Genomic DNA, 22,577 nt, shown 5'->3' on the forward strand with positions numbered 1-22,577 from the left:
TGCCGCCTTTGAAGAGGCAAACACCAACATCGCCACCCGCAGGCCACACCCCGCGGTGCCCCGAATTGACGAGAGGATTATGCAATGACCGACACAAACGAATGGCGCGCGCTTGCCGAAAAAGAGTTGCGCGGGCGTCCGTTGGCGGATCTGACGAAAGAGACGCTGGAAGGCATCGAAGTCAAACCGCTCTATACCCAAGAGGACACGGCCGATCTGCCCCATATAGGCAATCTGCCCGGTTTCGGTCCATTTACCCGGGGTGTGAAGGCGACGATGTATACAGGTCGCCCCTGGACCGTTCGGCAATATGCGGGGTTCTCGACGGCGGAAGAATCCAACGCATTTTACCGCAGCAACCTGGCCGCCGGTCAGCAGGGCATTTCGGTCGCCTTCGATCTGGCGACGCACCGTGGCTATGACAGCGACCACCCGCGTGTGGTCGGGGATGTCGGCAAGGCCGGTGTAGCAATCGACAGCGTCGAAGACATGAAAGCGCTGTTCGACGGCATCCCACTGGACAAGGTCACTGTTTCGATGACGATGAACGGCGCGGTGGTTCCCATCCTCGCCAGCTTTATCGTTGCGGGCGAAGAGCAGGGGCACGACAAATCGGTTCTGGCGGGCACCATTCAGAACGACATCCTCAAGGAATTCATGGTGCGCAACACTTACGTGTACCCGCCCGAGCCGTCGATCCGGATCATTTCGGATATCATCGCCTATACGTCGAACGAAATGCCCAAGTTCAACTCGATCTCCATCTCTGGCTACCACATGCAGGAAGCGGGCGGGAATCTGGTGCAGGAGCTGGCCTATACACTGGCCGACGGTCGTGAATATGTGCGCACTGCCATCAATGCCGGGCTGGACGTGGACAAGTTCGCAGGGCGGCTGAGCTTTTTCTTTGGCATGGGCATGAATTTCTTCATGGAAATTGCCAAGCTGCGGGCCGCTCGAACCTTGTGGCACCGTGTGATGACGGAATTCGATGCCAAGAACGATCGTTCGAAAATGTTGCGCACTCACTGCCAGACTTCCGGTGTGTCGTTGCAGGAACAGGACCCCTATAACAACGTGATCCGTACCGCGTATGAAGCGATGAGCGCCGTTCTGGGCGGAACCCAGTCCCTGCACACCAACGCATTGGATGAGGCGATTGCCTTGCCGACCGAATTCTCAGCCCGAATTGCGCGAAACACCCAGTTGATCTTGCAGGAGGAAACAGGTGTGACGGATGTGATCGATCCTTTGGCCGGTTCTTATTACATCGAATCTCTGACCAATGAACTTGTCGAGAAGGCATGGGCGTTGATGGAAGAGGTCGAGGAAATGGGCGGAATGACCAAGGCCGTGGCCAGCGGTATGCCCAAGCTGCGCATCGAAGAAAGCGCGGCCCGGCGTCAGGCGATGATCGACCGCGGCGACGAAGTGATCGTTGGTGTCAACAAATACCGTAAGGAAAAAGAAGACCCGATCGAAATTCTGGATGTCGACAACGTCGTCGTCCGCGAGGCGCAGATCGCAAAACTGAAGAAGATGCGCGAAATGCGGGATGAGCTGGCCTGTCAAGCAGCTTTGGATGAACTGACCCGACGCGCTAAAGAAGGCGGTAATCTGTTGGAGGCCGCTGTCGAAGCCGCGCGAGCGCGGGCATCCCTGGGAGAAATCACAATGGCTATGGAAAAAGAATTCGGCCGTCACCGCGCCGAAGTGAAAACTTTGGCCGGCGTCTACGGCGCAGCTTATGAGGGCGACGAAGGGTTTGCCGCCATTCAGGAAGCAATCGAAAAATTCGCCGAAGCCGAAGGCCGTCGACCCCGATTGCTGGTAGTTAAAATGGGCCAGGATGGGCATGACCGAGGTGCAAAAGTGATCGCGACCGCTTTTGCGGATATCGGATTTGACGTCGACGTTGGTCCCTTGTTCCAGACGCCCGCTGAAGCAGCGCAGGATGCTGTCGACAACGATGTGCATGTGGTCGGTATTTCCTCGCAGGCCGCGGGGCACAAGACACTGGCGCCGCTGTTGGTTGAAGAGCTTAAAAAGGCCGGGGCCGAGGATATTATCGTGATCTGCGGGGGCGTGATCCCTCAGCAGGATTATCAATTCCTCTATGACCATGGCGTGAAGGCAATCTTTGGTCCGGGCACCAATATCCCCGAGGCCGCGCAGGACATCCTGCGCCTGATCGGCGAAGCAAAAGGCTGACGTCTGCCAAGGTTTTTTGCCGAATAATCTTGTGATTCAGCGCCGTTGACGAAAACATGCGACCAGATCCCTCAGGGTCTGGTCGTTTTTGTTGGAGAGAGCTCACGTGCTACTGGATCATCTGGCCGTTGCGGGCGAGACCTTGGAAGAAGCCTCGGCCCATATCGAACACGCTTTGGGAATGCCGCTGCAGGCGGGCGGCAAGCATGAGGCTTTCGGCACGCATAACCGGCTGCTGGGATTGCGGGACGGCCTTTATCTTGAGGCCATCGCAATCGACCCGCAGGCCCCAAAAATAGAACGCACGCGATGGTTCGATCTGGATCGCTTCACTGGACAGCCGCGCCTGACCAACTGGATATGTCGGGTTTTGGATATTCAGGCCGCGCTGTCTATTTTTCCCGATGGCGTGGGCCAGCCCATAGACCTGACCCGCGGCGCGCTCAGGTGGCAAATGGCGGTCCCGCCCAACGGGCGGTTACCTTTCGACAACCTGTTTCCGGCGCTCATTCAATGGCATGGCGATTTGCATCCGGCGCGGATGTTGCAGGACAGCGGATGTCGGCTGAAACGGTTGGTGGTCTTTCATCCAGATGCTCTGGATTTGGCCCGGCTCCTGGGCAACCTGGAAGCCGTTGTGTTCGACACCGGCCCGGCTGCGTTACGGGCCGAGTTGGAAACGCCTCATGGCGTGCGCGTGCTGGAATGAGGATACGGCAGGCGCGGGCTGCGGACGCTGCCGCTATTGCAGATATCGTCAACGCGATTATTAAGGACACGCTCGTCACCTTCACCACGGATGAACGCAGCAACGAAAGTATCGCTAAAGATATCGAAGCCCGTGGTCGTGGTTATTTGGTTGCGGAACAGGAAAAGCAGGTTTTGGGATTTGCCACTATTAGCCCGTTCCGCTCCGGGCCAGGTTACGCGCAGTGCCGTGAACTTACGATTCATTTAACCCCTGATGCGCAGGGGCAGGGTGCCGGACGCGCCTTGATTGCAGCGCTCGAATCCGATGCCCGGAAGGATGGTGTGCATGTGCTGGTCGCTGGGATCTCCTCGGCCAATCCGGGGGCGGTCGCATTTCACACTGCACTGGGGTTTGAACAGGTCGGCCGCATGCCCGAGGTTGGAAGAAAGTGGGGCAAATGGCTGGATCTTGTGCTGATGCAGAAAATTATTTCTGGGGAATGATCTGTGGCACCTGACAGTCGCGAATTCGAGCGCTAGGGTGCGAGCATGTCGATCTGGACTCGCATATCCGACGCGCTAAGCGCGCTTGCCCAAGGCGAAAGCCTGACTGCTGTATTCGAAAAGTTGCGCACACCGCCGGAGCGTTCGATCGCGTTCGCGATCGCCGTGATCGCGCTGGGCGCGAAGATGGCCAAAGCCGATGGGCAGGTGACGCGAGATGAGGTCACAGCCTTTCGCGATGTCTTCCAGATTGCCCGCGATGACGAGGCCGGTGCTGCACGTGTGTTTGACATGGCCCGGACAGATGTTGCCGGCTATGAGGATTATGCCCGCAAGATCGCCCGTATGTTTGCCGATGACAGCACAACGCTGTGCGATTTGATGGAGGGGCTGTTTCACATCGCTATGGCCGACGGGTTCTATCACCCGAACGAGAACGAGTTTCTGGAACAGGTCAGCCGTATTTTCGGCCAGACCGATGCGCAGTTCATGGCCTTGCGCGCCCGCTTTGTGCCTGATGCGCCCAATGACCCCTATACCGTTTTGGGTGTGCCACACGACATGCCGCTGCCCGATATCCGCAAAGTCTGGCGGCAGCTTGTGCGCGAAACCCATCCCGACGCGATGATGGCCCGCGGCGTCCCCGAGGAAGCCATTCGACTGGCCGAAAAAAAGATGATCGACATCAATCGCGCCTGGGACGAGATCAACGGCGCAAAGGCCTAAGCGGATGCGGTTGGCGACCTACAACATCGAATGGTTCGCCAACCTGTTTGATCGCAACGACAATCTGGTCATCAATGATCGTTGGTCTGGCCGTCACAATGTTACTAAGGCACAGCAGGTCGAAGCCATTGCCAAGGTTCTGACGGCAATCGACGCGGATGCAATCCTGATCGTCGAGGCCCCCAATTCCGGAAAATCACAAGACACCATCCGCGCGTTGCAGAACTTTGCCGAGGCGTTTGACCTTCGCACCTCAGACGCGGTGATGGGGTTTGCTAACGATACCCATCAGGAACTGGCGCTGCTTTATGATCCCGATGTGCTGCAGGCGCGGCACGATCCGGTTGCAGGAACCGAGGCGGCACCCCGGTTCGACAATGTGTTCCATATCGACCTCGACATAGACGCGACCGAAGATCACGTGCGCTTTTCCAAACCCCCGATGGAACTGGCCGTGCAGACCCGGTTCGGGGCGAAGCTCCGCCTGATCGGGGCGCATCTGAAATCAAAGGCCCCGCACGGGGCGGGATCGCGAGATGAAGCGATCCGCATCTCGATCGCGAATCGCCGCAAGCAACTGGCGCAGGCCGTGTGGCTGTCTCGGTGTGTCAAAGCGCATGTCGAGGCCGAGGAACAGGTCGTCCTGCTGGGCGATTTGAACGATGGGCCAGGGCTGGATGAGTTTGAAAACCTGTTCGGTCGGTCGTCGGTCGAAATTCTTCTACAGGCCGGGTTGTTTGACCCACATGCCTTGGGGGCAGACGCCGAACTTTCAACCGCCAGGTTTGCCCGTGAGGGCGGGCAGTATCTTGAGGCTCTCCTAGATTACATCATGGTTAGTGAAAACCTACGCGCCAAACGTCCGGCGTGGCGTATTTGGCACCCATTCAAAGACCGGGGCTGTCGGGCATCAGCAGACCTGCATCAGGCTTTGCTGACCGCATCTGACCACTTTCCTGTAACGCTGGATATCGCGTTGTGACCTTTCAACGACCGAAGGCACCGCTTATATTCCTTACCATGAGACATGTCATTCCGATCTGTGCGTTAACGGTTGCGCTGGCACTGCCTGCCCAGGCCGAAGAAGACACCGGCCAATCTCTGATGGAGCAGGGGGCCGAGCTGTTTTTTGAGGGGCTGCGCAAGGAAATGGAGCCCGCGCTGGAAGACTTACAGGGGCTGGTTAGCCAATTTGGCCCGGCTATGCAGTCATTCTTTGAAGAGATGGGCCCAGCCCTGGCCGAACTGGCGGGTGAGATCGAGGATTGGAGCGCCTATGAAGCGCCCGAAATACTGCCCAATGGGGATATCATCATCCGCAAAAAGCCTGAGGATCAGCACGAAGAGCCCGGGCAAATCGAAGAAGAAACCGACGGCGCGACGGAAATCTGACGCCTAACCCCGGATTTTCACACTAACTTCTGACTTCAGGGCATTCGCCAATGAGTTCAGGCGCGCTTCGGCTACTTCACTAAACAGCGGTTCCCCGGCTTTTGGCAGCCGCAGTTCAAGTTGACGCTTTTTGGGGTAGAACCGCAGAGTGCCCATTTTGGCGTCATGATGCATCCACAGCATGGCACCAAAGCGCATGGCCTTGCCCAAAATTTCAGCCTGTTTTTGATCTTTCTCGTCCAGAAGTTTGTAAATCGGTTCGAACCGATTGCCCTCGCGCTTGTTGCGATAACGGTGTTGCAGGGCAAGGCCGATAAAGACCCGTTCAGAATGTTTCAACCCGCCCAGATTGGCGCGGGTGACGTTGTCGAAACAAATCTCGGCACGGTAGTCGGGGTGGGCGCGCCAGCTTACATCGTGCAGCAGGCATGCTGCCTTAATCAAACGTATGCGCACGTCTGGCGCGGATTTGAACAGCGGCATGACGAAATCGAATAAGTGTTTGCCAAAGCCGGGCAGGCGGGCATCCTTGGCCTCGGAAAAGCGGCTGGCTTCGATCAACGGGTCGCGATCGCGCAGGATTTGCGGCATTTGCTCGTACAGCAGCCCCTCGCGGATGCCATAGCTTGAAATCGCGATATCCTTGGGTTTGAACGTACGGATCAATCGCGCCAGCACGTCCATCGCGTAAGGGATCAGCGCCATGCGGGAGCTAGAGACGCCTGCATGGCTGCGCAACTGGTTCGGATCGCCTTTTTCAATGAACTTTATGGTCTCGTGAACTTGCTTTGTGGTCATGCGGTATTCATGCAGCACGTTCAGGGGATAGCCCCGGCGCAACATGTCCAGCCGCGCAAAGGCACGCCAACTGCCGCCCACAAGGAACAGGCGGTCCCGTTGTGGCCCCAGCTGATCACGCAATTCTTCCATGGTGGCCTTGATATGAGCCTTGCGTGCGCGCCGCCCGCCCTTGATATCGCGCAGCTTCAGCGGACCCAGGGCCGAGGTCAGTCGGTGCCCGACCTGCCCGTCACCAATTTCAGCGAGTTCCATAGACGAGCCGCCAATGTCGCAGATCAGGCCATACGCCCCAGGCCAGCCCAGCAGTACACCCTGCGCGGACAAACGCGCTTCTTCCCCGCCATCTATGACCCGAACGGTCAGGCCGGTTTCGGAATGAACCTGATCACAGAAATCCGGGCCATCTTCGGCCTCGCGCACAGCCGCAGTCGCGACGACATGCAGGCCGGGCAAGCCGAGGTCGTCGGCCAAATGTTGAAACCGGCGCAGGGCAATCAGGGCACGCTTGCGTCCGCGTGGGTTAAGGCGACCGGACTCTGAAAGACCCGCGCCCAACTCGCACATGATCTTTTCGTTGTAGAAATAGGCCGGGGATCGCGCGGCCCCGTCAAAAATCACCATTCGGACCGAGTTTGATCCGACGTCGACCACCCCTACCCGCGACAGGGCGCGAACCTCGGGGTTGTCGAATAGTGGTTTTCCGAACGACCCCCAGTCCGGGATTTTGGCTTCTGCGATTTGATCCATGTCTTTTCCAGGTATTCCGGTGGCAGAATGCGAAATCGGCGGGTGCGGGTCAATTGTCGGATGCGACATCTGTCAAGTCCGCGTTTAGCACCCGGATTGCAAGCGCACGGCTGATTTCTCGCTTTTCTGACAACGCCAGATGATCCAGCCGCGCCACTACCTGGGCGGCAGTTTCAAACCGCCGGTCCATGTGTTTGACGAGATACGCGATCACGTCGGGTCCTGGGTTCAGCTGACGGTCGACAAACAGTTTGGCCAGAACGGCCCCCAAAAGCGCATCGTCCGGCGGGTCCAGCGCCACGTGATGCGCACCTTCGATCCGGCTTTGCAGATCTGGCAGCGGCAATTCCCACAGCTTTGGCGCCAACCGTCCGGTCATCAACAACGCATGACCTTCTGCCAACACTAGATTGTGCAGGTGAAACAAGGTTTTCTGCTGGTCGAGGTCGCCTGCAACTATCGGAATGTCTTCGACCGCAACCGAAGTGTTGGCCAAGGCGGGCACGTCCTCGTACCGCACGTCGTGGGCTTGAATGATCCGACCACCGGTTTCGGCGGCCCAGACATGGGCCAGATGTGTCTTGCCAGACCCGGCGGGGCCACTAAGCACCAGCTTGTCGCCGGGCCACGAGGTTGCCGAGATCATCGCAACAGCCAGCGCATTGGCGGGCGAGACAAAGAAATCCTCGCGGCCCAATGCTGTTTTGGCCGGAAGATCAAAGCTGAGTTGTTGGGCCATTTACTCGTCTTCCTGCTTCAACCCGTCAAGGCCGGTATACAGGCGGCTGTCCAGATAGATCGAGGTCAAGAACCGGGCCACCACGCCCAGTGCAGCGGCAACCGGCACTGCGACCAGCATACCCACAAAGCCAAACAGAGCGCCAAAGACTGACAGGGCCAGCAGTAACCAGACCGGATGCAACCCGACCGAGCTGCCAACGAGCTTGGGGGTCAGGAAATTCCCCTCAGTCACCTGACCCAGTGCGAAAATACCTGCGACCAGCCCGATCTGAACCCAGTCGCCCCAGAACTGAAACAGGGCAAGGCCAATGGCCAGCGTGCCACCGATCAGGGCACCCAGATAGGGGATGAAGGTCACAAGCCCCGCGATAAAGCCCACGATCAGTCCGAATTGCAGTCCGACCACCATCAGCGCAACGGCATAATAAGTGCCCAGGATCAGACACACGGTTCCCATGCCACGCACAAAAGAGGCGAGAACGCCGTCAATCTCGCCCGCCAGCCGCTTGATCGTGGGGGCATGGTCGCGGGGCAGCAGTTCGCCGATGCGGGCCATCATGCGATCCCAGTCCATCAACAGGTAAACCGCCACAACCGGCGCAATCACCAGCAGCACCACGACGTTGATGGCCGAGCCAAGCGATGCGACAACCGATTGCAGCACATCGCCGGTTTTCGATTGCAGCGTTTCGCCAAGTGAAACCAGCGCCTGATGCGAGCTGGATTCGCGGTCCAGAAGCGACGGGAATTGTTTCTCGATAAATCCGCGCAGCTCTTTGAAAAGGCTGGGCAGGATTTCAACCAGGTCAATCAACTGCGTGATCAAAGCCGGTACAACCATCAGAATCATCAGGACAAAGCCCAGAACGCCTGCAATCGTGATGAGACCGGTAGCTGCCATGCGCGACAGGCCCATGGCCTCAAGCCGGTCGGCGACCGGATCAAGGAAATACGCGATAGCCCCCCCGATCACGAAGGGTAAAAGAACGTCGCCAAGTGCCCACAACAACAGCGCAAATACCGCCGCTGCAACCCCCCAGTATCTAAGCTGGTCCTTCACCGGCAAAGCCATGGCTGTCCCCTTGTTATCGGTTCTTGCCAGTGTTCTTGGCGTATGCGGCCCCGTGATGCAAGCGCTTCATCGCCCGGACATTTCTCGGGCGCTAATCGCTAAGCGTGCCCAGTTCGGGAGTGGCGTCGTGGGCGGCCTCGTCCGGCCAGTTCGTACGCCAGATTTCGGCCGACCAGTGGCCGCAATGCACTGCGGGTCGATCAAAGCCGGGCAAGGGGTCAATCAGAGGTGCGACTACCACGTCATGGCGGGGCACGGCGAAATAAGGAAACGAGTAGCGTTCCTGCCCCGAGCGATTCACCACCCGGTGCGGCGTTGATTTCAGACGCCCGCCGGACCACAGCTCCAGCATGTCCCCGATATTGACAACAAATCCGCCCGGTGGGCAATCAGGGCGGACCCAGCCGCCGTCGCGGGTTTGTACTTCGAGCCCGCCAACGGGGTCGGGGGCAATGATGGTCAGGGCGTCGGTGTCTTTGTGGGGGTGAATGCCATAACCGCCCTCATCGGCGGCTTGGGGCGGATAATGCAGCAGGGTCATGTTGGTCATCGGATCGCGAAAGGCGTCACGCAATTGGTGCGCGGGTAGGCCAAGGCCTGTCTCAAGCGTTCTCAGCAGGGCATCTGCAACGCGATCCAGTTGGGACCAGTAATCAAGGATCACGCCACGTGCGTTTGGCACCTGCGGCGGCCAGACATTCGGACCATAAAGGGTACAATCGTTGCGGATTGGCGCATCGCTGGCGACCTCATGGTGCAATTTGTAGCCTTCGTATTTGTCCGCCTTGCCTGATCCGTCATTTGGCGTGAAGAACCCCAGAGGGATGAACCCGCGATAGTTTTCGCGGGTAATCGCCTGATCCCACTTGGTATCTTCCTCGACGTTAAAAATAGCCTGCACGCAGGCGCGCATATTTCGAACTGCGTTGTCGGGAATGCCGGTTCCGGTGATCGACAGAAACCCGATATCGGTGCAGGCGTTCATGACGCGCAGAACGGTCTGCTCATAATCACGATGGGACGCGTCAAATAGCGGGGCGACGTCAATAGTGGGAATGCGGCCCATCAGTGAACTCTGACACCTTGACGGTCAAGCTCGGCATGAACCGGGGCCAGGTTCAGTTCACGCAAGTCCTGATTGCTTTTCAGTGATAGGGCCGCGGCTATTCCAGCGCCCTGGCCCATGACCGCACAGCAGGACATGTTGCGAGTGGCAGCGTGCGCAACCCTTTCCGCCCCGTGTGACCGGCCTGCAACCAGCAGACCCTTGACCCCCTTCGGCAACATCGAACGATAAGGCACATGCATATACCGTCCCGTGGTCGGTAGAATCAGGATGCCATAGCCGTCGATGAATTCTGGGTAGATGCCGATCGTATCCTCGAACCGGCCCTGATGGCGGGCGTCGTCTTCGGTCATATTGTAGACCGCGTCGATCTTACGGGTGTCGCGAATACCGATGGTCATGCCGAAATTCCGCAGCCGCGCGTTTTCGCAACCGGGCATGAAACGGCGCAACGCCTCGATGGCCAGCATCGATTGACGGCGGCCCTCGATCTCGCCACGGGTCAGGCTGTCGGGGTCGGTCCCGTCTATCCCGTCCATATGGATCAGGTTCATATAGGTCAGCTCACCCGTATCGTGGACCGCGCCCCAGGTGCCCGCGATGGTGTTTAGGTGCGGCGGGATCAGACCCTGTTCGATGGCTTGTTGGAACGGCTTCTTGACGAAGGGAGAGAACATGTCGTCCTCTTTGCCGCTGGTTTCGATGTTCCACTCGCCCCCGCCGCCCCAGTCCTTGTAGGTCTGCGGGTCGGCCTTGACGCCCTCCATGAAGGCGCGTTTGTCGACGCCTGCCAGATGGAACATGACCGAAGCGGCCATCATCTCTTCGGGCGCTGTCTTGTGGGTCGGTGCGCCCGCACGGTGGGCCACATCGGCATCGCCGGTGGCGTCGATCACGACACGGGCCAAAATCGCCTCGCGCCCAGCCTTGGATTCGGTGATGATGCCGGTGATCCGGTCACCGTCCATGATCGGCGCGACGAATTGCCGGTGCAGCATCGGATGCACCCCGGCCTCTTCGACCAGCTTGTCGGCAACCAGCTTGAAGCCTTCGCTGTCCAGCTCATAACTGAGCGATTGGCTTTCCGGCACGGCTGCACCCATGTCTCGGGCGCGTGTTTCGAACTCTAGACCGATACCGCCCGCTTCGACGGTCTTCTCATGGCGGTACCAGGCGAACCCTTCGACCCCCACGGCGGTGATGTTACCGCCCATGCAACCGAAGCGGTCGACAAGAGACACTTCGGCCCCTGCGCGCGCTGCGGCCAAAGCGGCGGCCAGCCCGGCGGGGCCGGAGCCCACGACCAGAACGTCGGTTTGGTGAACGACAGGGATTTGACGGGCGGGTTCCTGAATGGTCTGCATCGGCGCCTCATGGGGTTTGCATTTAAGCCACCATTGAAAACCCCGACTGGCGGGTCAATCAAAATTCCGACAGGCCCGAGGTCGCAAAATTGCCAATGGCCGATTGCCCCCGGCGGGGCTTTGGCATAAGGACCTTTGAAGTCAAATTCTCACCTGTGAAGGTCCTACAATGCGCCTCAGCCGTTACTTTCTGCCCGTTCTTAAGGAAAACCCGTCGGAGGCCCAGATCGTCAGCCACCGACTGATGTTGCGCGCCGGGATGATTAAGCAGGCTGCTGCCGGGATCTATTCCTGGCTGCCGATGGGCTTCAAAGTGCTGCGCAAGCTGGAAAATATCATCCATGAAGAGCAGGCGCGCGCGGGCCATATCGCAATCCAGATGCCCATTATCCAGTCGGCGGATCTGTGGCGTGAATCCGGGCGCTATGATGACTACGGTCAGGAAATGCTGCGTATGAAAGACCGGCATGATCGGGATATGCTGTTCACGCCCACGGCCGAGGAACTGGTCACCGACATCTTCCGCGGCCATGTCAACAGCTACAAGGACCTGCCGCTGACGCTGTACCAGATCCAGTGGAAGTTCCGCGACGAAATCCGCCCCCGTTTCGGTGTGATGCGGGGCCGCGAGTTCTACATGAAGGACGGCTACAATTTCGACCTGACGAAAGAGGACGCGCTGCACGCCTATAACCGACATCTGGTTACCTATCTGCGCACTTACGAACGCATGGGGTTGCAGGCGATCCCGATGCGCGCAGATTCCGGCCCGATTGGCGGAGACAACACGCATGAATTCCTGGTGCTGGCTGATACCGGTGAATCTGAGGTGTTCTATGACAGCGCTGTCACCGACCTGAGCTTTGGTGATCGTCAGATCGACTATGACGACCGGGCGCAGTGTCAGGCTATTCTAGAAGAGTTCACTTCGAAATACGCCCGTACAGATGAGACCCACGACGAGGCGCTGTTCAATCAAGTGCCTGAGGATCGCCGCCGCGTGGCACGCGGGATCGAAGTGGGGCAGATCTTCTATTTCGGCACCAAGTATTCCGAGGCGATGGGTGCAACTGTTCAAGGCCCCGATGGTAAACCAACGCCAGTCCATATGGGCAGCCACGGTATTGGTGTCAGCCGCCTGATCGGTGCGATCATCGAAGCCAGCCACGACGACAAGGGCATCATCTGGCCCGAAGGCGTCACACCCTTCCATTGCGGGATCGTCAACCTCAAGCAGGGTGACGATGAGGCTGACGCCGCCTGCGACAAACTCTATGGTGCGTTGACCGCACTGGGGCTTGAGCCGCTGTATGATGATCGCAATGAAAGGGCAGGGGGCAAGTTTGCCACCATGGACCTGATCGGCCTGCCATGGCGTATCACTGTCGGTCCGCGTGGTCTGAAAAACGGAGTGGTCGAACTGACCTGCCGCCGTACCGGCGAAAGCGAGGAGCTAAGCCCCGAAGCCGCCGTCACAAAAGTAGCCGAAATCTATGAGCAATTCATCTGAACAGGAGCAACGGCCGCTGATCTCGGTCGTTACCGTTACGCGGAACTTGATCGAAGCAGGGCGCGAGGAACAAGTCCTCGCTGCCCTGGACAGCGTGCAGTCCCAGAAGTTTCGCAACGTCGAACACGTCATCTGGGACGGTCAATCAGATGATGGCACGCAGGATCTGTTGAAAGACGCTATTCAAAAAATCTCGGACTCGGGCGACGCTATTCCAGTTCGCTATTTCTGCGAGGCGGACAAAAGCCTATATGACGCGATGAATCAGGCAGTCGAACGCTGTAGGGGTGAATATGTCCTGTTTCTCAACTCGGACGACCTGATTGCCGACGCTGACAGCCTTCTTAGGGTGCAAAAAGCCCTAGAGCCGAACAGGCCCGACTTTGTGTATGGCGAAACGGTTTTCTTTGATGATGAGGGCAATCGCCGTCACGCCCGTCGGCTGACCCCAAAATCCATCCTGCAGCGCCTGCCCTTCGGTCATAATGCGATGGTTCTGAAACGGGCGCTGTTTCAGGAGTTGGGCGGTCATGACCTGCAATTCCGTATCGCTGCGGACTATGACATGGTTCTGCGGATGATCTTGTCCGGCCATTCAGGTCAACGATTGCAGGCCCCGATTTCCCTGTTTCGGATTGGCGGCGTGTCAGCGGACACAGACGCCGCCGGGGCCGAAATGGCCGCATGTTGGTTGAAAAATTATAGTCAGTTCTGCGACCTGTCCGGATACACGGATGCGCAGCGTTTTGGGTGGTACAAACAGGGCCACCTGCCGGTGCGGGTTTCAGGTGCGATTTTATTTAATTCGCTGTCGCAGCCCGCCATCGCACGCGCCGCGCTGTACAGCCTGACAAAAACCCTGCGCCGAAAAGCTCAGTTCTGGCGGCGCTTTTAGGTTCGCTGTGGTTCCGGTCGTTCTGCCAAAATGTCGCCGTCCGCATCGTTGCCGCGTGCCACGACTATCGGACGGCCCAGACGTCTGACCAGTTCCCTGAATTCGAAACCCAGAAAGCGTATCCCGCAAATTCTTTCATCGGTTGCGCGATCCGTAATGCACAACCGCCCCTGACGAAACGCCAGACGGTACCCTTTGTCTTTCAGGATATCGGTCAAATTCGACCAGCTTGCTGCAGTGTCGAAAACAGGGCGAATGGTTGCACGCAACAGCGCTGCAGTCTCACAATCCAGTTCTGTAGATGCGTTTCGGACCAAAATCGGGTCCAACAATTCCGTATTACTCTTTACAAACATGAGCGACCCCCGCTCTTTAAATGGTATCCCCCTTATTCATTAGGGTGACAAAGTTTTAAAAAATAAGCAAAAGGCGAAATAAAATTGCTTAATTGATGTTGCATTTTGAGTTCAGTAACTCACGCAACGGCCCTATTGACTTCATAGCTGAAACAATTGCGGGTTGTCTGTGAAAGGGATCACAACCAACGGTATAAATTGAATACCCCCTATCTCCTTATGCCAGAGCACCTATCATGATATCGAGAGTGATTCGCATTTAGTCGCACCAACAAAAGCCGCAAGATTGCTTATCGTTGGGCTGGGCGCGCATAACCACCTTGACCATCCCGGCAAATGCCGAAAGGGTCGCGCAAACCAAAAAAGCCCGGAGCAGACATGGCCAAGACGCCCCCGCCCTTTGCCCCATTCGAATGGAAGATCGCCTGGCGATACCTGCGCGCGCGCCGCGTCGAAGGCGGTGTCAGTGTGATGACCTGGATCTCGCTGATCGGGATTACGCTGGCGGTGTTTGCACTGATTGCGACGCTGGCTGTTCGGTCCGGGTTCCGGTCCGAATTCGTGGGCACCATTTTGGGGGCCAATGCGCATGTCACGGTTTATTCTGCGGGCAATTTCGATGCGCAGGGTAATCTGGATCGAACCATCGAAGATTATGATGGCGTCGCCGACCGTATCGCGCAAGTGCCCGGCGTTGAACGCGCCGCGCCCTTGGTCAAGGGGCAGGTGCTGATCACCAATCGAGAGCGCAGCAGCGGGGTCGAGGTGTTTGGCATTCAGCCCGACGACCTGTTGGACCTGCCCGGCGTCGCCGAAAGCGAACAGGCGGTGGGTGATCTGTCCGAGTTCCAGAATGGAGAAGACGTCATCGCCATCGGTTCGGGCGTGGCGCGCAGTATTGGGGCAACTGTAGGGGATACAGTCAAACTGACGTCTCCAAACGGGGTGAAAACGGCCTTTGGCACCTCACCACGTGTGAATGCGTATCGGGTGGTCTATGTTTTCTCAGCAGGGCGCTACGACATCGACCGCACCCGCGTTTATATGCCGTTCGAACAGGCACAGAGCTTTTTCAACCGCGAAGGTGTTGCAGATGAGATCGAGGTGATGGTCGACCGCCCCGAAGAATTGACGCCGATTCTGATCCCTATCCTTGAGGCCGCAGGCGAACGCAGCCAGATCTGGACTTGGCAGGACGCTTCGGGCGGGTTCCTGCGCGCGTTGGAGGTCGAGGACAACGTGATGTTTATCATCCTGTCGATCCTCGTGCTGATCGCGGCGATGAATATCGTTTCGGGGTTGATCATGCTGGTGAAGAACAAGGGGCGCGATATCGGCATCCTGCGCACCATCGGGCTGAGCGAAGGGTCCGTCCTACGGGTGTTCTTTATCTGCGGTGCCTTCACCGGGATCATCGGCACCGCAATGGGTGTTGGTCTGGGCTGCTTGTTCGCGATCTATATCGACCCAATTTTCTCTTTTGTGAACTACGTCATGGGCGGTGGCGTTTGGGACCCTTCCATTCGCGGCATCTACGCCTTGCCGGCCGAGTTGCATCTGTCGGATGTGCTGAAGGCAATCGGATTGTCGCTGGGCCTGTCCTTTTTTGTCACGTATTTCCCCGCCCGCCGCGCAGCGCGGCTGAACCCGGTTGAGGCGCTGCGCTATGAATGATGTGACTTTGCGATTGAACGGTCTGACCAAAACCTACTTGAAGGGTACCCCGGGCGAGGTTCAGGTGCTGCGAGGGGCCGATCTGGAGTTGCACGCGGGTGAGGCGGTGGCGCTGGTCGCACCGTCCGGTGCAGGCAAGTCGACCCTTTTGCATATCGCCGGATTGCTGGACACACCGGATGGCGGCACGGTCGAGATTGCGGGCCAGAAAGTTAAAAACAAGGGCGACCGGAGCCGTACCGCGTTGCGGCGGCAGGACGTCGGGTTTGTGTATCAGTTCCACCACCTGTTGCCTGAATTCACGGCGCTGGAAAACATCACCCTGCCGCAACTGGCTAACGGAGTGTCTGAAAAAGCAGCGCAGGCACGGGCGATGTCCTTGCTGGACCGCGTTGGCGTGGCACCGCGCGCCGATCACCGTCCTGCGGCCCTGTCGGGTGGCGAACAACAGCGGGTAGCATTTTGCCGGGCGCTGGCCAACAAACCGCGCGTTCTGCTGGCGGATGAGCCGACGGGCAATCTGGATCCCGAAACCTCGGATCAGGTGTTTGATGCGCTGATGGCACTGGTACGGGACGAGGGGCTGTCGGCACTCATCGCCACGCATAACATGGAACTTGCCGCGCGGATGGACCGCAAGCTGCGGTTGGAGGGCGGTGTACTCAGGCCAGTTGAGTGATCGCAACGCCCGCAGCCATCACGGCGATCCCACCAGCGCGCACCCATGTCAATGGCGTGATCTGCGCGCCGAAAAGTCCGAAATGGTCGATGGCTGCCGTGCTGATCAGTTGCCCGAGTAGAACAAAGAACACCGCGTTACCGACTCCGAAATGCGGTGCGACATGGGTGATGGACAGGACGTAAAAGGCGATCAGGACACCGGCCAACAACAGGTGTTTCGGTGCCTGCATGACTTTGGGCAACGCGCCCGTGCCGGTAAACAGAACCATCACCAGTGCGGTTGCTCCGAACGCGATGGCGAACAGGACGACAGCGGCGGTGGTCGGCGATCCGATCAGTTTGCCAAGCGCCGCGTTCAGAGCGGCAAGGATTGGAACGCCAATCCCGGCGGCCAGCATGATTACTGCATATTGTGTCATTGCCCGTACCCATCTGCTTCGTTGATCTGGATCATTGCGCCAAGCCGGTCCTCGGGCAAGCCTATATATGTCAATCGTGACAGGAGGATGCGATGCCCAGACCCCTAATGACTGCCGTTTCGTTCGGAGTGCTGATGACCGCCGCTCAGGTCGCCGCGCAGGACGTGGATACCGGGGCCGAGCTGTATCAGCACTATTGTGCAACGTGCCACGGAATCGATGCGACAGGGCATGGACCGATGGCCGGGATATTGGTCATTCAGCCGGTTGATCTGACCAAGCTGGCCGGAGAAGACGGTGTTTTCCCAACTGCGCGTGTCGTCGCGCGGATTGACGGGCGCGACCCGTTGGTCAGCCACGGCAGCCCGATGCCGGTCTATGGGCCATATTTCGACGGTCAGGACACTTCGATGAAAACGCCTGAGGGGCAGCCGATTTTGACCAGCCAGCCGATCGTGGATCTGATCGCCTATCTTGAAACATTGCAGGGCGGGTAACGTCTAGCGGCAAATGCCTTCGATCTTTGCCCCGCTCCAGGGGATGACGACATCACGCTCGCGCGGTTGGGTTGGCAAGGGCGATATATCGAAATGCGCGCCCAGCATGTTGTGCAGGCGTTGGGTGCGGGGGGCTTGGGGGTCCAGCGCCCGGCAGCAGACATATTCCTCGACAATCGCGCCTTGTTGTTCGAAACCGTAAGACAGAAAATCGGGGGAAGTTTCGATGTCGAACAGATATGGGTCCTTGTTGCCGCCATGCTCGGCCGCCGCGCGCAATGGGTGATAGCCGGTGGTTTTCCGGTTCTGCCATTGCCACACATGGGTCAGCTCATGCGCCAGCAGCATTCCGGCGATCAGGTTCATCTGCTCGGGGAAGTCGGTCATATAGTCCTCAAGATACCATTCACGGGTGAAATAGACCTTGTTGAACAGAGCAACGGCGGCGGGTTTTGCGGTCACCACCCCCTCGGTCGGGGGCGGCAATATGCGTTCTCGACAGGCCAGGCGGGGTCGTTCCTTGCGGTAGAAGGTGATCGGCGCGACCGGAGCGCCCTCGATCAGACGCACCCGGTCCAGATTCAGCGACTCACCCTGAACGGCGCTGGCAAAAGCGCGTTCCTGCTCGGTCAGGGGGCGACCGCAGGATGCAAGCAGGAGGAGAACCATCATCAGGATGCGGCAGGTCATGCGGTGAGCCTAGTGTGATGCTCCCGCTCTGCAACCGGTTTTACAGGCTCATCGCCAAAACTCGGCTGATTTCTGTCAACGACCGCCCGGATTGGTCCATCCACGTGTTGAATGCGTCTTGAACGGCGGCCATCGCTTTCTTGGAACTGGGCGCTTTGTCGATCACGCCTTCGGCGATCAATCGGGCGGTAACGTCCCGCGACAGGATGAAACTGTCGCGCCTGGCAAACCGCATTGCGTATTGCGCCGAGGCCCCGCCCAGACGCGATCCGCGCTTGCCCAACATTGCCAGCAAACCCACGAAATCGGTCGAGGGCCATCCGCCCAGCACCTGACCCACTCCACCTTCCTGACGCAACTCAAGTAGAAACGCGGCATTGTCCCGCACAGCGGCGATTTTGGTGCCGTTGCGGACGATGCGGGTGTCCTGCAGCAAGGCGTCGAATTTCTCATCATCCATAAAGGCGCAGCGACCAACGTCAAAGCCATCAAAGGCGGTCTCAAAACCATCCCATTTGTTTTCGATGACCTTCCAGTTGAACCCGGCCTGAAAGACGCATTTCGTGATGATCGAAAGCCAACGATCATCGGGCAGGGCGGCCAGTTCAGCCACGCTTTTGGGTTTGCTGAGCTTTGCCTGCAAAGCATCGGGGCCGCCGTGGCGGTTGGCGGCCATGGTGTAGATTTCATCGAAATGGTGCATCGGCTTCCTCCGCGGGCAGGGTTGCCTGATCACCGCCCAGTTGCAAGCCTTGCCTCTACTTGATTTCGGACAAGGACCAACCTGCGTCACGGACCTAAACCGGGGCCAACATTGACGGAGAACACCATGCTGGGTTGGGCCCTTTTCCTTGCCGCACTGATCACCTTTCTGCTGACCCATGCCATTCCGGCCCGACCCGTCGTGCGTGGTCGGTTGATCGAAGTGATGGGACGCAGGGGTTATTTCACGGCCTATTCTGTCTTGTCCTTGCTGGTGTTGGGCTGGCTTATCGTGGCCTCCGCGCAGGTGCCTTATGTCGAAGTTATCCCGCCATCTCCTGTCCTGCGCTGGGTGCCGCTATTGGTCATGCCGGTGGTGTGTTGGCTGGCTGTGGCCGGTTTGACGATCCAGAACCCGTTTTCCTTTAGCGGGTTGGGCCACCGTCGGTTCGATCCTGAAAACCCCGGTATCCTGCGGACTACGCGCCACCCGCTTCTTGCCGCCATGATGTTATGGGCCCTGGCGCATCTTCTGGCGAATGGCAGCCTGTCACATGTCATCCTGTTCGGTCTTTTTGCGGGTTTTGCAGCGTGGGGCATGGCGCTGATCGATCAGCGCAAAGCGTGTGATATGGGGATCGAATGGGTGCGCCTGTCCCGCAACACGGCGCGGTTTTCCCTGCGCGCGCCTCAACCATGGCCGGGCTTGGGGATTGCGCTGATTTCATTGGCGGCCTTTGCAGTTCTGCTTCACCTGCACGCACCTGTGATCGGCCTTTCACCAATTCCATAACGCGGGGAGTGGCCGGACCGGGCCATGCGTGCTATCTGGAATGTCACACTATAAGACTATGAGGGTCTTTCAATGTATCTGGCCTATGTTACCACCACCGACCGTGGCGCGACCGACCGACTGCTGAGCGCCGTTGCCGAGCATCTTTTGGCCAACGATGCCCGTCTGGTTGGCGTGGTTCAAACCAACACCGAATGCGCCGATAGCAGTAAATGCGACATGGATGTTCGCGTGCTGCCCGAAGGTGAAACCATCCGCATCTCGCAATCGCTGGGTGAGCATTCGCGCGGCTGTCGGTTGGACCCGGCTGCGCTGGAACGGGCCGTGGGATATGTCACCAGCTCGCTGGAGGATTCGCCACAACTGCTGATCATCAACAAGTTCGGCAAGCATGAGGCTGACGGGCGCGGGTTTCGTCCGGTGATCGCCGAAGCGCTGACGCAGGATATCCCCGTGCTGGTCGGTGTGAACGGTCTGAACAAGGACAAGTTCCAAGAGTTCACCGGTGGCGCGGCCGAGCAGCTTGACCCGAACCTCGACGCCATCATTGCATGGTTCGATCACGTCAGCGCGCAGCGCGCAGCTGCGGCCTGAGCTAACCTCTCGTTGGGTAAACCGCTGTAATCCTGTCTTGTTTCAACCCAACTGTGCTGCAATCTTCGATCCAAGGGGAGATTGCACATGTGGACCAATTGGGCCGGAAACCAGCGCGCGCAGACGCCGATCACACGTCCAACCTCGATTTCTGAGTTGCAGCAAGCCGTGGCGCAGTCGGGCACGCTGCGGATCGTAGGGTCTGGTCATTCGTTCACACCCATCGTTGCCGGTGCGGATCGGATACTGGACTTGTCGGATATCGACTTGCCTGTGGTCGGAGAAGTCGGGGAAGAAAAGGTTTGGGTGAATGCAAATGCCCGGCTGCGCGACTTGTCTCCGGCCTTCGCAGGGCAAGGGTTAGCCTTTTGCAATCTCGGTGACATCAACACGCAGTCCTTGGCTGGTGCTGCTTCGACTGCGACGCACGGGACAGGACGCACGTTGCCCTGTTTGGCGGCCGAAATCACTGCCGCGAAGCTGGTCAGCGCGGGTGGCGATATCTTATCCACCGATGACATTCCGCTTGAGATGGCACAGGTCACCTTGGGGATGCTGGGAATTTTGACCGAGGCTCAAATTTCAGTCGTGCCAAAATACAACCTGCGCCGCCAGGTACGATTGGCCGATCTGCAGGATAGCATCGCCAACATGCACCAGAACTGGGCCGAGAACCGGAATTTTGAGTTCTTCTATATCCCTTTCACCGGCAAGGCCGTCGAGCTGCGCCATGAGATTTCAGACGCACCCGAAGGCAAGGCACCGCGTGACTTGGACATGATTGCCGTTAAAGTACTGAAGCTTGCGCGCAATGTTGGTCTGCTCAGCAGTGGGCTCCGTAAAATGCTGCTGAAACTCCTGACCATGGCGCAATCGGACGAGGACTATGTCGGGGAAAGCTGGCGTGTGCTGTGCAGCGATCGGCGTATTCGGTTCAAAGAGATGGAGTACCATCTGCCGCCCGACGTCGCCCAAGATGTCCTGCAAGAGGTCATCACCCGGCTGCATCGCGACCACAAGGATATCTACTTCCCAATTGAGGTTCGCCAGACTGCGGGCGATGCGGCGTGCCTGTCTCCGTTTCAGGGCGGGCCGCGCATTTCAATCGCAATACACACAGATGCGGCTGAAGACCACCAACGGTACTTTGATGCGATTGAGCCTTTATTTGTCGAAGCCGGGGGACGACCGCACTGGGGCAAGATGCACAGCTTGGGTTTTACCAAGCTGTCCAACCTGTACCCAGATTTCGACCGGTTCTGTGCGCTGAGGGAACAATTAGACCCCTTGGGCAAGTTCCTTACGCCCGCGCTTGCCAGGTTGTTTCGGCCATGACGGGCTATCTGCAAACCTTGTCTGAAACACTGCACGCTTATGGCGTGGACCAGCCGATCATGGTGGTCGATCTGGATCGGCTGGATGCAAACTGTGTCTTGGCAGAGAATGTTTCGGACGCAGGGCTGGATCGCCGGCTGGTCGCGAAATCCCTGCCTTGTTTGCCGTTGCTCGATCATATCCGGGGCAAAATCCAGACCTCGGGCCTGATGACATTTTCGGAACCGATGCTGTTGGCGCTGTTAAAGCTCGAGACGAAAACCGACCATTTGATTGGGAAACCGCTGCCGGTGAGTTCGGCTGCGCGGGTTCTGTCCGAATGTCCGGACGCCGCCGTGCGCGTTCAATGGCTGATCGATTCTCCGGAACGGTTAAAGGCCTACCTAGCCCTTGCGACAGACCGGCAGTTGGCACTGCGTCTGTCGTTGGAAGTTGATATCGGCCTGCATCGCGGCGGGTTTCAGCCCGAGCAAGTCGCAGGAATCGCACAAGAAATCGACGTAAACCCCAATGCGAGACTGTCCGGAGTGATGGGGTACGAGGCGCATCTGGCCAAACTGCCGGGGTTTCTGCGCAAACGTGCAGTTCGGGCCAGTGCAGATGCGTTCGATCAGGCCGTTTCCAGCCTGCCGAAAACGGCCAAGGGGCTGTGCCTGAACACCGGCGGCAGTCTGACGTTTCAGTCCTATCGCGCGGAAGAGAAAGCCTCCGAGATCGCGTTTGGCTCGGTTCTGGCGAAGCCTACGGATTTCGACCACCCAACGACACGGGAATTTTTCCCGGCGGCGTTTATCGCAACACCAATTCTGAAAACTATGCCGGGTAATTCTCTGCCGGGTTTGGATTTTCTGTCCCGTCGCAAAACCGACCTTGCGATATTCGGTGGGTATTTCCGGGCCCAACCTGTATTCCCCAAAGGCTTTGGCTATTCGTCCGTCTTCGGCCGGTCGACCAGCCAGGAGGTCTGGACAGGTCCGCCAGCCGCGTCAGTCAAGCCAGGCAAAATAGCACTGTTGCGCCCAACCCAGAGCGAGGCGGTGCTGAATCAGTTCGGTACCATGCTGGCGGTTAGGGGCGATCAGGTGGTAGATGAATGGGAATGCCTGCCGAATTAACA

24 protein-coding genes are annotated in these 22,577 nt (G+C 58.3%); 15 read left to right on the forward strand and 9 right to left on the reverse strand.

Annotated features, from left to right (window positions below; genetic code table 11):
• Positions 1-84 precede the first annotated feature (84 nt).
• The 6 genes from scpA to RUE5091_RS01945 all read left to right on the forward strand — a co-directional run bounded on the left by scpA (position 85) and on the right by RUE5091_RS01945 (position 5,523).
• Positions 85-2,211: a methylmalonyl-CoA mutase gene (scpA, locus tag RUE5091_RS01920; protein WP_058280178.1), complete on the forward strand. Its 2,127-nt coding sequence runs from the start codon at positions 85-87 to the stop codon at positions 2,209-2,211.
• Between the two features lie 106 nt (positions 2,212-2,317).
• Complete coding sequence (locus RUE5091_RS01925) at positions 2,318-2,920, forward strand: VOC family protein (RefSeq protein WP_058280179.1); 603 nt, start codon at positions 2,318-2,320, stop codon at positions 2,918-2,920.
• Entirely contained in the window at positions 2,917-3,405 is a 489-nt protein-coding gene (locus RUE5091_RS01930; RefSeq protein ID WP_058280180.1) for a GNAT family N-acetyltransferase, read from the forward strand. Before RUE5091_RS01925 ends, RUE5091_RS01930 begins: the two co-directional genes overlap by 4 nt.
• A 45-nt stretch (positions 3,406-3,450) precedes the next feature.
• Positions 3,451-4,131 (forward strand): molecular chaperone DjiA, encoded by a 681-nt coding sequence (locus RUE5091_RS01935; RefSeq protein WP_058280181.1) that lies wholly within the window; start codon positions 3,451-3,453, stop codon positions 4,129-4,131.
• Positions 4,132-4,135: 4 nt separating this feature from the next.
• Entirely contained in the window at positions 4,136-5,113 is a 978-nt protein-coding gene (locus RUE5091_RS01940; RefSeq protein ID WP_058280182.1) for an endonuclease/exonuclease/phosphatase family protein, read from the forward strand.
• A gap of 38 nt (positions 5,114-5,151) precedes the next feature.
• Positions 5,152-5,523 carry a hypothetical protein gene (locus RUE5091_RS01945; RefSeq protein ID WP_058280183.1) on the forward strand — a complete coding sequence of 124 codons (372 nt, stop codon included), beginning with the start codon at positions 5,152-5,154 and terminating at the stop codon, positions 5,521-5,523.
• Between the two features lie 3 nt (positions 5,524-5,526).
• Here RUE5091_RS01945 and RUE5091_RS01950 read toward each other — a convergent pair whose 3' ends face one another.
• The 5 genes from RUE5091_RS01950 to RUE5091_RS01970 form a co-directional block, all read right to left on the reverse strand.
• A complete protein-coding gene (locus tag RUE5091_RS01950; RefSeq protein ID WP_058280184.1) occupies positions 5,527-7,071 on the reverse strand; it encodes a Ppx/GppA family phosphatase in 1,545 nt (514 codons plus the stop codon).
• 49 nt (positions 7,072-7,120) lie between these two features.
• The gene (locus tag RUE5091_RS01955; RefSeq protein ID WP_058280185.1) at positions 7,121-7,810 is read right to left on the reverse strand and encodes a P-loop NTPase family protein; all 690 of its coding nucleotides are present in this window, start codon (positions 7,808-7,810) and stop codon (positions 7,121-7,123) included.
• Positions 7,811-8,884, reverse strand: coding sequence for an AI-2E family transporter (locus RUE5091_RS01960; protein WP_058280186.1), 1,074 nt, complete (start codon positions 8,882-8,884; stop codon positions 7,811-7,813).
• 91 nt (positions 8,885-8,975) lie between these two features.
• On the reverse strand, positions 8,976-9,950 hold the full coding sequence (locus RUE5091_RS01965; RefSeq protein WP_058280187.1) for an isopenicillin N synthase family dioxygenase: 975 nt from the start codon (positions 9,948-9,950) through the stop codon (positions 8,976-8,978).
• On the reverse strand, positions 9,950-11,314 hold the full coding sequence (locus RUE5091_RS01970) for an FAD-dependent oxidoreductase (protein WP_058280188.1): 1,365 nt from the start codon (positions 11,312-11,314) through the stop codon (positions 9,950-9,952). Before RUE5091_RS01970 ends, RUE5091_RS01965 begins: the two co-directional genes overlap by 1 nt.
• A gap of 169 nt (positions 11,315-11,483) precedes the next feature.
• Between RUE5091_RS01970 and proS the strand changes: the two genes are divergently transcribed.
• Positions 11,484-12,824, forward strand: coding sequence for a proline--tRNA ligase (proS, locus tag RUE5091_RS01975; protein ID WP_058280189.1), 1,341 nt, complete (start codon positions 11,484-11,486; stop codon positions 12,822-12,824).
• Positions 12,808-13,719: a glycosyltransferase family 2 protein gene (locus RUE5091_RS01980; protein ID WP_058280190.1), complete on the forward strand. Its 912-nt coding sequence runs from the start codon at positions 12,808-12,810 to the stop codon at positions 13,717-13,719. Before proS ends, RUE5091_RS01980 begins: the two co-directional genes overlap by 17 nt.
• On the opposite strand, the gene RUE5091_RS01985 is transcribed toward RUE5091_RS01980, so the two are convergent.
• Positions 13,716-14,075, reverse strand: a complete 360-nt coding sequence (locus RUE5091_RS01985) for a hypothetical protein (RefSeq protein ID WP_058280191.1) — start codon at positions 14,073-14,075, stop codon at positions 13,716-13,718. The two genes, RUE5091_RS01980 and RUE5091_RS01985, sit on opposite strands and share 4 nt — an antisense overlap.
• Before the next feature lie 378 nt (positions 14,076-14,453).
• Here RUE5091_RS01985 and RUE5091_RS01990 point away from each other — a divergent pair, with 378 nt between their 5' ends.
• Positions 14,454-15,749, forward strand: a complete 1,296-nt coding sequence (locus RUE5091_RS01990; protein ID WP_058280366.1) for a lipoprotein-releasing ABC transporter permease subunit — start codon at positions 14,454-14,456, stop codon at positions 15,747-15,749.
• Positions 15,742-16,428, forward strand: coding sequence for an ABC transporter ATP-binding protein (locus RUE5091_RS01995; RefSeq protein WP_058280192.1), 687 nt, complete (start codon positions 15,742-15,744; stop codon positions 16,426-16,428). Before RUE5091_RS01990 ends, RUE5091_RS01995 begins: the two co-directional genes overlap by 8 nt.
• Here the strand turns inward: RUE5091_RS01995 and RUE5091_RS02000 are convergent.
• A complete protein-coding gene (locus RUE5091_RS02000) occupies positions 16,412-16,849 on the reverse strand; it encodes a DMT family transporter (protein ID WP_058280193.1) in 438 nt (145 codons plus the stop codon). The two genes, RUE5091_RS01995 and RUE5091_RS02000, sit on opposite strands and share 17 nt — an antisense overlap.
• A gap of 92 nt (positions 16,850-16,941) precedes the next feature.
• On the opposite strand from RUE5091_RS02000, the gene RUE5091_RS02005 reads away from it, so the two are divergent.
• The gene (locus RUE5091_RS02005; RefSeq protein WP_112297128.1) at positions 16,942-17,346 is read left to right on the forward strand and encodes a c-type cytochrome; all 405 of its coding nucleotides are present in this window, start codon (positions 16,942-16,944) and stop codon (positions 17,344-17,346) included.
• A gap of 3 nt (positions 17,347-17,349) precedes the next feature.
• On the opposite strand, the gene RUE5091_RS02010 is transcribed toward RUE5091_RS02005, so the two are convergent.
• Together RUE5091_RS02010 and RUE5091_RS02015 are read right to left on the reverse strand one after the other, a co-directional pair.
• A complete protein-coding gene (locus tag RUE5091_RS02010) occupies positions 17,350-18,036 on the reverse strand; it encodes a hypothetical protein (protein ID WP_058280195.1) in 687 nt (228 codons plus the stop codon).
• 40 nt (positions 18,037-18,076) lie between these two features.
• Entirely contained in the window at positions 18,077-18,739 is a 663-nt protein-coding gene (locus RUE5091_RS02015) for a DNA-3-methyladenine glycosylase I (RefSeq protein WP_058280196.1), read from the reverse strand.
• A 126-nt stretch (positions 18,740-18,865) separates the two neighbouring features.
• On the opposite strand from RUE5091_RS02015, the gene RUE5091_RS02020 reads away from it, so the two are divergent.
• From RUE5091_RS02020 to RUE5091_RS02035, 4 genes are all read left to right on the forward strand, one after another.
• A complete protein-coding gene (locus tag RUE5091_RS02020) occupies positions 18,866-19,531 on the forward strand; it encodes an NnrU family protein (protein ID WP_207383706.1) in 666 nt (221 codons plus the stop codon).
• A gap of 72 nt (positions 19,532-19,603) precedes the next feature.
• Positions 19,604-20,125 (forward strand): DUF2478 domain-containing protein, encoded by a 522-nt coding sequence (locus RUE5091_RS02025; protein WP_058280197.1) that lies wholly within the window; start codon positions 19,604-19,606, stop codon positions 20,123-20,125.
• Positions 20,126-20,212: 87 nt separating this feature from the next.
• Positions 20,213-21,460, forward strand: a complete 1,248-nt coding sequence (locus tag RUE5091_RS02030; RefSeq protein ID WP_058280198.1) for a D-arabinono-1,4-lactone oxidase — start codon at positions 20,213-20,215, stop codon at positions 21,458-21,460.
• Positions 21,457-22,575 (forward strand): alanine racemase, encoded by a 1,119-nt coding sequence (locus RUE5091_RS02035; RefSeq protein WP_058280199.1) that lies wholly within the window; start codon positions 21,457-21,459, stop codon positions 22,573-22,575. Before RUE5091_RS02030 ends, RUE5091_RS02035 begins: the two co-directional genes overlap by 4 nt.
• The last annotated feature ends 2 nt before the right edge of the window (positions 22,576-22,577 follow it).

Origin of the sequence: Ruegeria denitrificans, assembly GCF_001458295.1 — a bacterium.
GTDB classification, from domain to species: Bacteria; Pseudomonadota; Alphaproteobacteria; order Rhodobacterales; family Rhodobacteraceae; genus Ruegeria; species Ruegeria denitrificans.

Bases quoted from the DNA above. Each gene is read 5' to 3' on its own strand.
- RUE5091_RS01945 (WP_058280183.1), top strand. From the start codon at position 5,152: ATGAGACATGTCATTCCGATCTGTGCGTTAACGGTTGCGCTGGCACTG.
- RUE5091_RS01980 (WP_058280190.1), top strand. From the start codon at position 12,808: ATGAGCAATTCATCTGAACAGGAGCAACGGCCGCTGATCTCGGTCGTT.
- scpA (WP_058280178.1), top strand. From the start codon at position 85: ATGACCGACACAAACGAATGGCGCGCGCTTGCCGAAAAAGAGTTGCGC.
- RUE5091_RS02030 (WP_058280198.1), top strand. From the start codon at position 20,213: ATGTGGACCAATTGGGCCGGAAACCAGCGCGCGCAGACGCCGATCACA.
- RUE5091_RS02025 (WP_058280197.1), top strand. From the start codon at position 19,604: ATGTATCTGGCCTATGTTACCACCACCGACCGTGGCGCGACCGACCGA.
- RUE5091_RS01985 (WP_058280191.1), bottom strand. From the start codon at position 14,075: ATGTTTGTAAAGAGTAATACGGAATTGTTGGACCCGATTTTGGTCCGA.
- RUE5091_RS01950 (WP_058280184.1), bottom strand. From the start codon at position 7,071: ATGGATCAAATCGCAGAAGCCAAAATCCCGGACTGGGGGTCGTTCGGA.
- RUE5091_RS02015 (WP_058280196.1), bottom strand. From the start codon at position 18,739: ATGCACCATTTCGATGAAATCTACACCATGGCCGCCAACCGCCACGGC.
- proS (WP_058280189.1), top strand. From the start codon at position 11,484: ATGCGCCTCAGCCGTTACTTTCTGCCCGTTCTTAAGGAAAACCCGTCG.
- RUE5091_RS01955 (WP_058280185.1), bottom strand. From the start codon at position 7,810: ATGGCCCAACAACTCAGCTTTGATCTTCCGGCCAAAACAGCATTGGGC.
- RUE5091_RS01940 (WP_058280182.1), top strand. From the start codon at position 4,136: ATGCGGTTGGCGACCTACAACATCGAATGGTTCGCCAACCTGTTTGAT.
- RUE5091_RS01960 (WP_058280186.1), bottom strand. From the start codon at position 8,884: ATGGCTTTGCCGGTGAAGGACCAGCTTAGATACTGGGGGGTTGCAGCG.
- RUE5091_RS02005 (WP_112297128.1), top strand. From the start codon at position 16,942: ATGCCCAGACCCCTAATGACTGCCGTTTCGTTCGGAGTGCTGATGACC.
- RUE5091_RS02020 (WP_207383706.1), top strand. From the start codon at position 18,866: ATGCTGGGTTGGGCCCTTTTCCTTGCCGCACTGATCACCTTTCTGCTG.
- RUE5091_RS01965 (WP_058280187.1), bottom strand. From the start codon at position 9,950: ATGGGCCGCATTCCCACTATTGACGTCGCCCCGCTATTTGACGCGTCC.
- RUE5091_RS01930 (WP_058280180.1), top strand. From the start codon at position 2,917: ATGAGGATACGGCAGGCGCGGGCTGCGGACGCTGCCGCTATTGCAGAT.
- RUE5091_RS01935 (WP_058280181.1), top strand. From the start codon at position 3,451: ATGTCGATCTGGACTCGCATATCCGACGCGCTAAGCGCGCTTGCCCAA.
- RUE5091_RS02010 (WP_058280195.1), bottom strand. From the start codon at position 18,036: ATGACCTGCCGCATCCTGATGATGGTTCTCCTCCTGCTTGCATCCTGC.
- RUE5091_RS01995 (WP_058280192.1), top strand. From the start codon at position 15,742: ATGAATGATGTGACTTTGCGATTGAACGGTCTGACCAAAACCTACTTG.
- RUE5091_RS02000 (WP_058280193.1), bottom strand. From the start codon at position 16,849: ATGACACAATATGCAGTAATCATGCTGGCCGCCGGGATTGGCGTTCCA.
- RUE5091_RS01990 (WP_058280366.1), top strand. From the start codon at position 14,454: ATGGCCAAGACGCCCCCGCCCTTTGCCCCATTCGAATGGAAGATCGCC.
- RUE5091_RS02035 (WP_058280199.1), top strand. From the start codon at position 21,457: ATGACGGGCTATCTGCAAACCTTGTCTGAAACACTGCACGCTTATGGC.
- RUE5091_RS01970 (WP_058280188.1), bottom strand. From the start codon at position 11,314: ATGCAGACCATTCAGGAACCCGCCCGTCAAATCCCTGTCGTTCACCAA.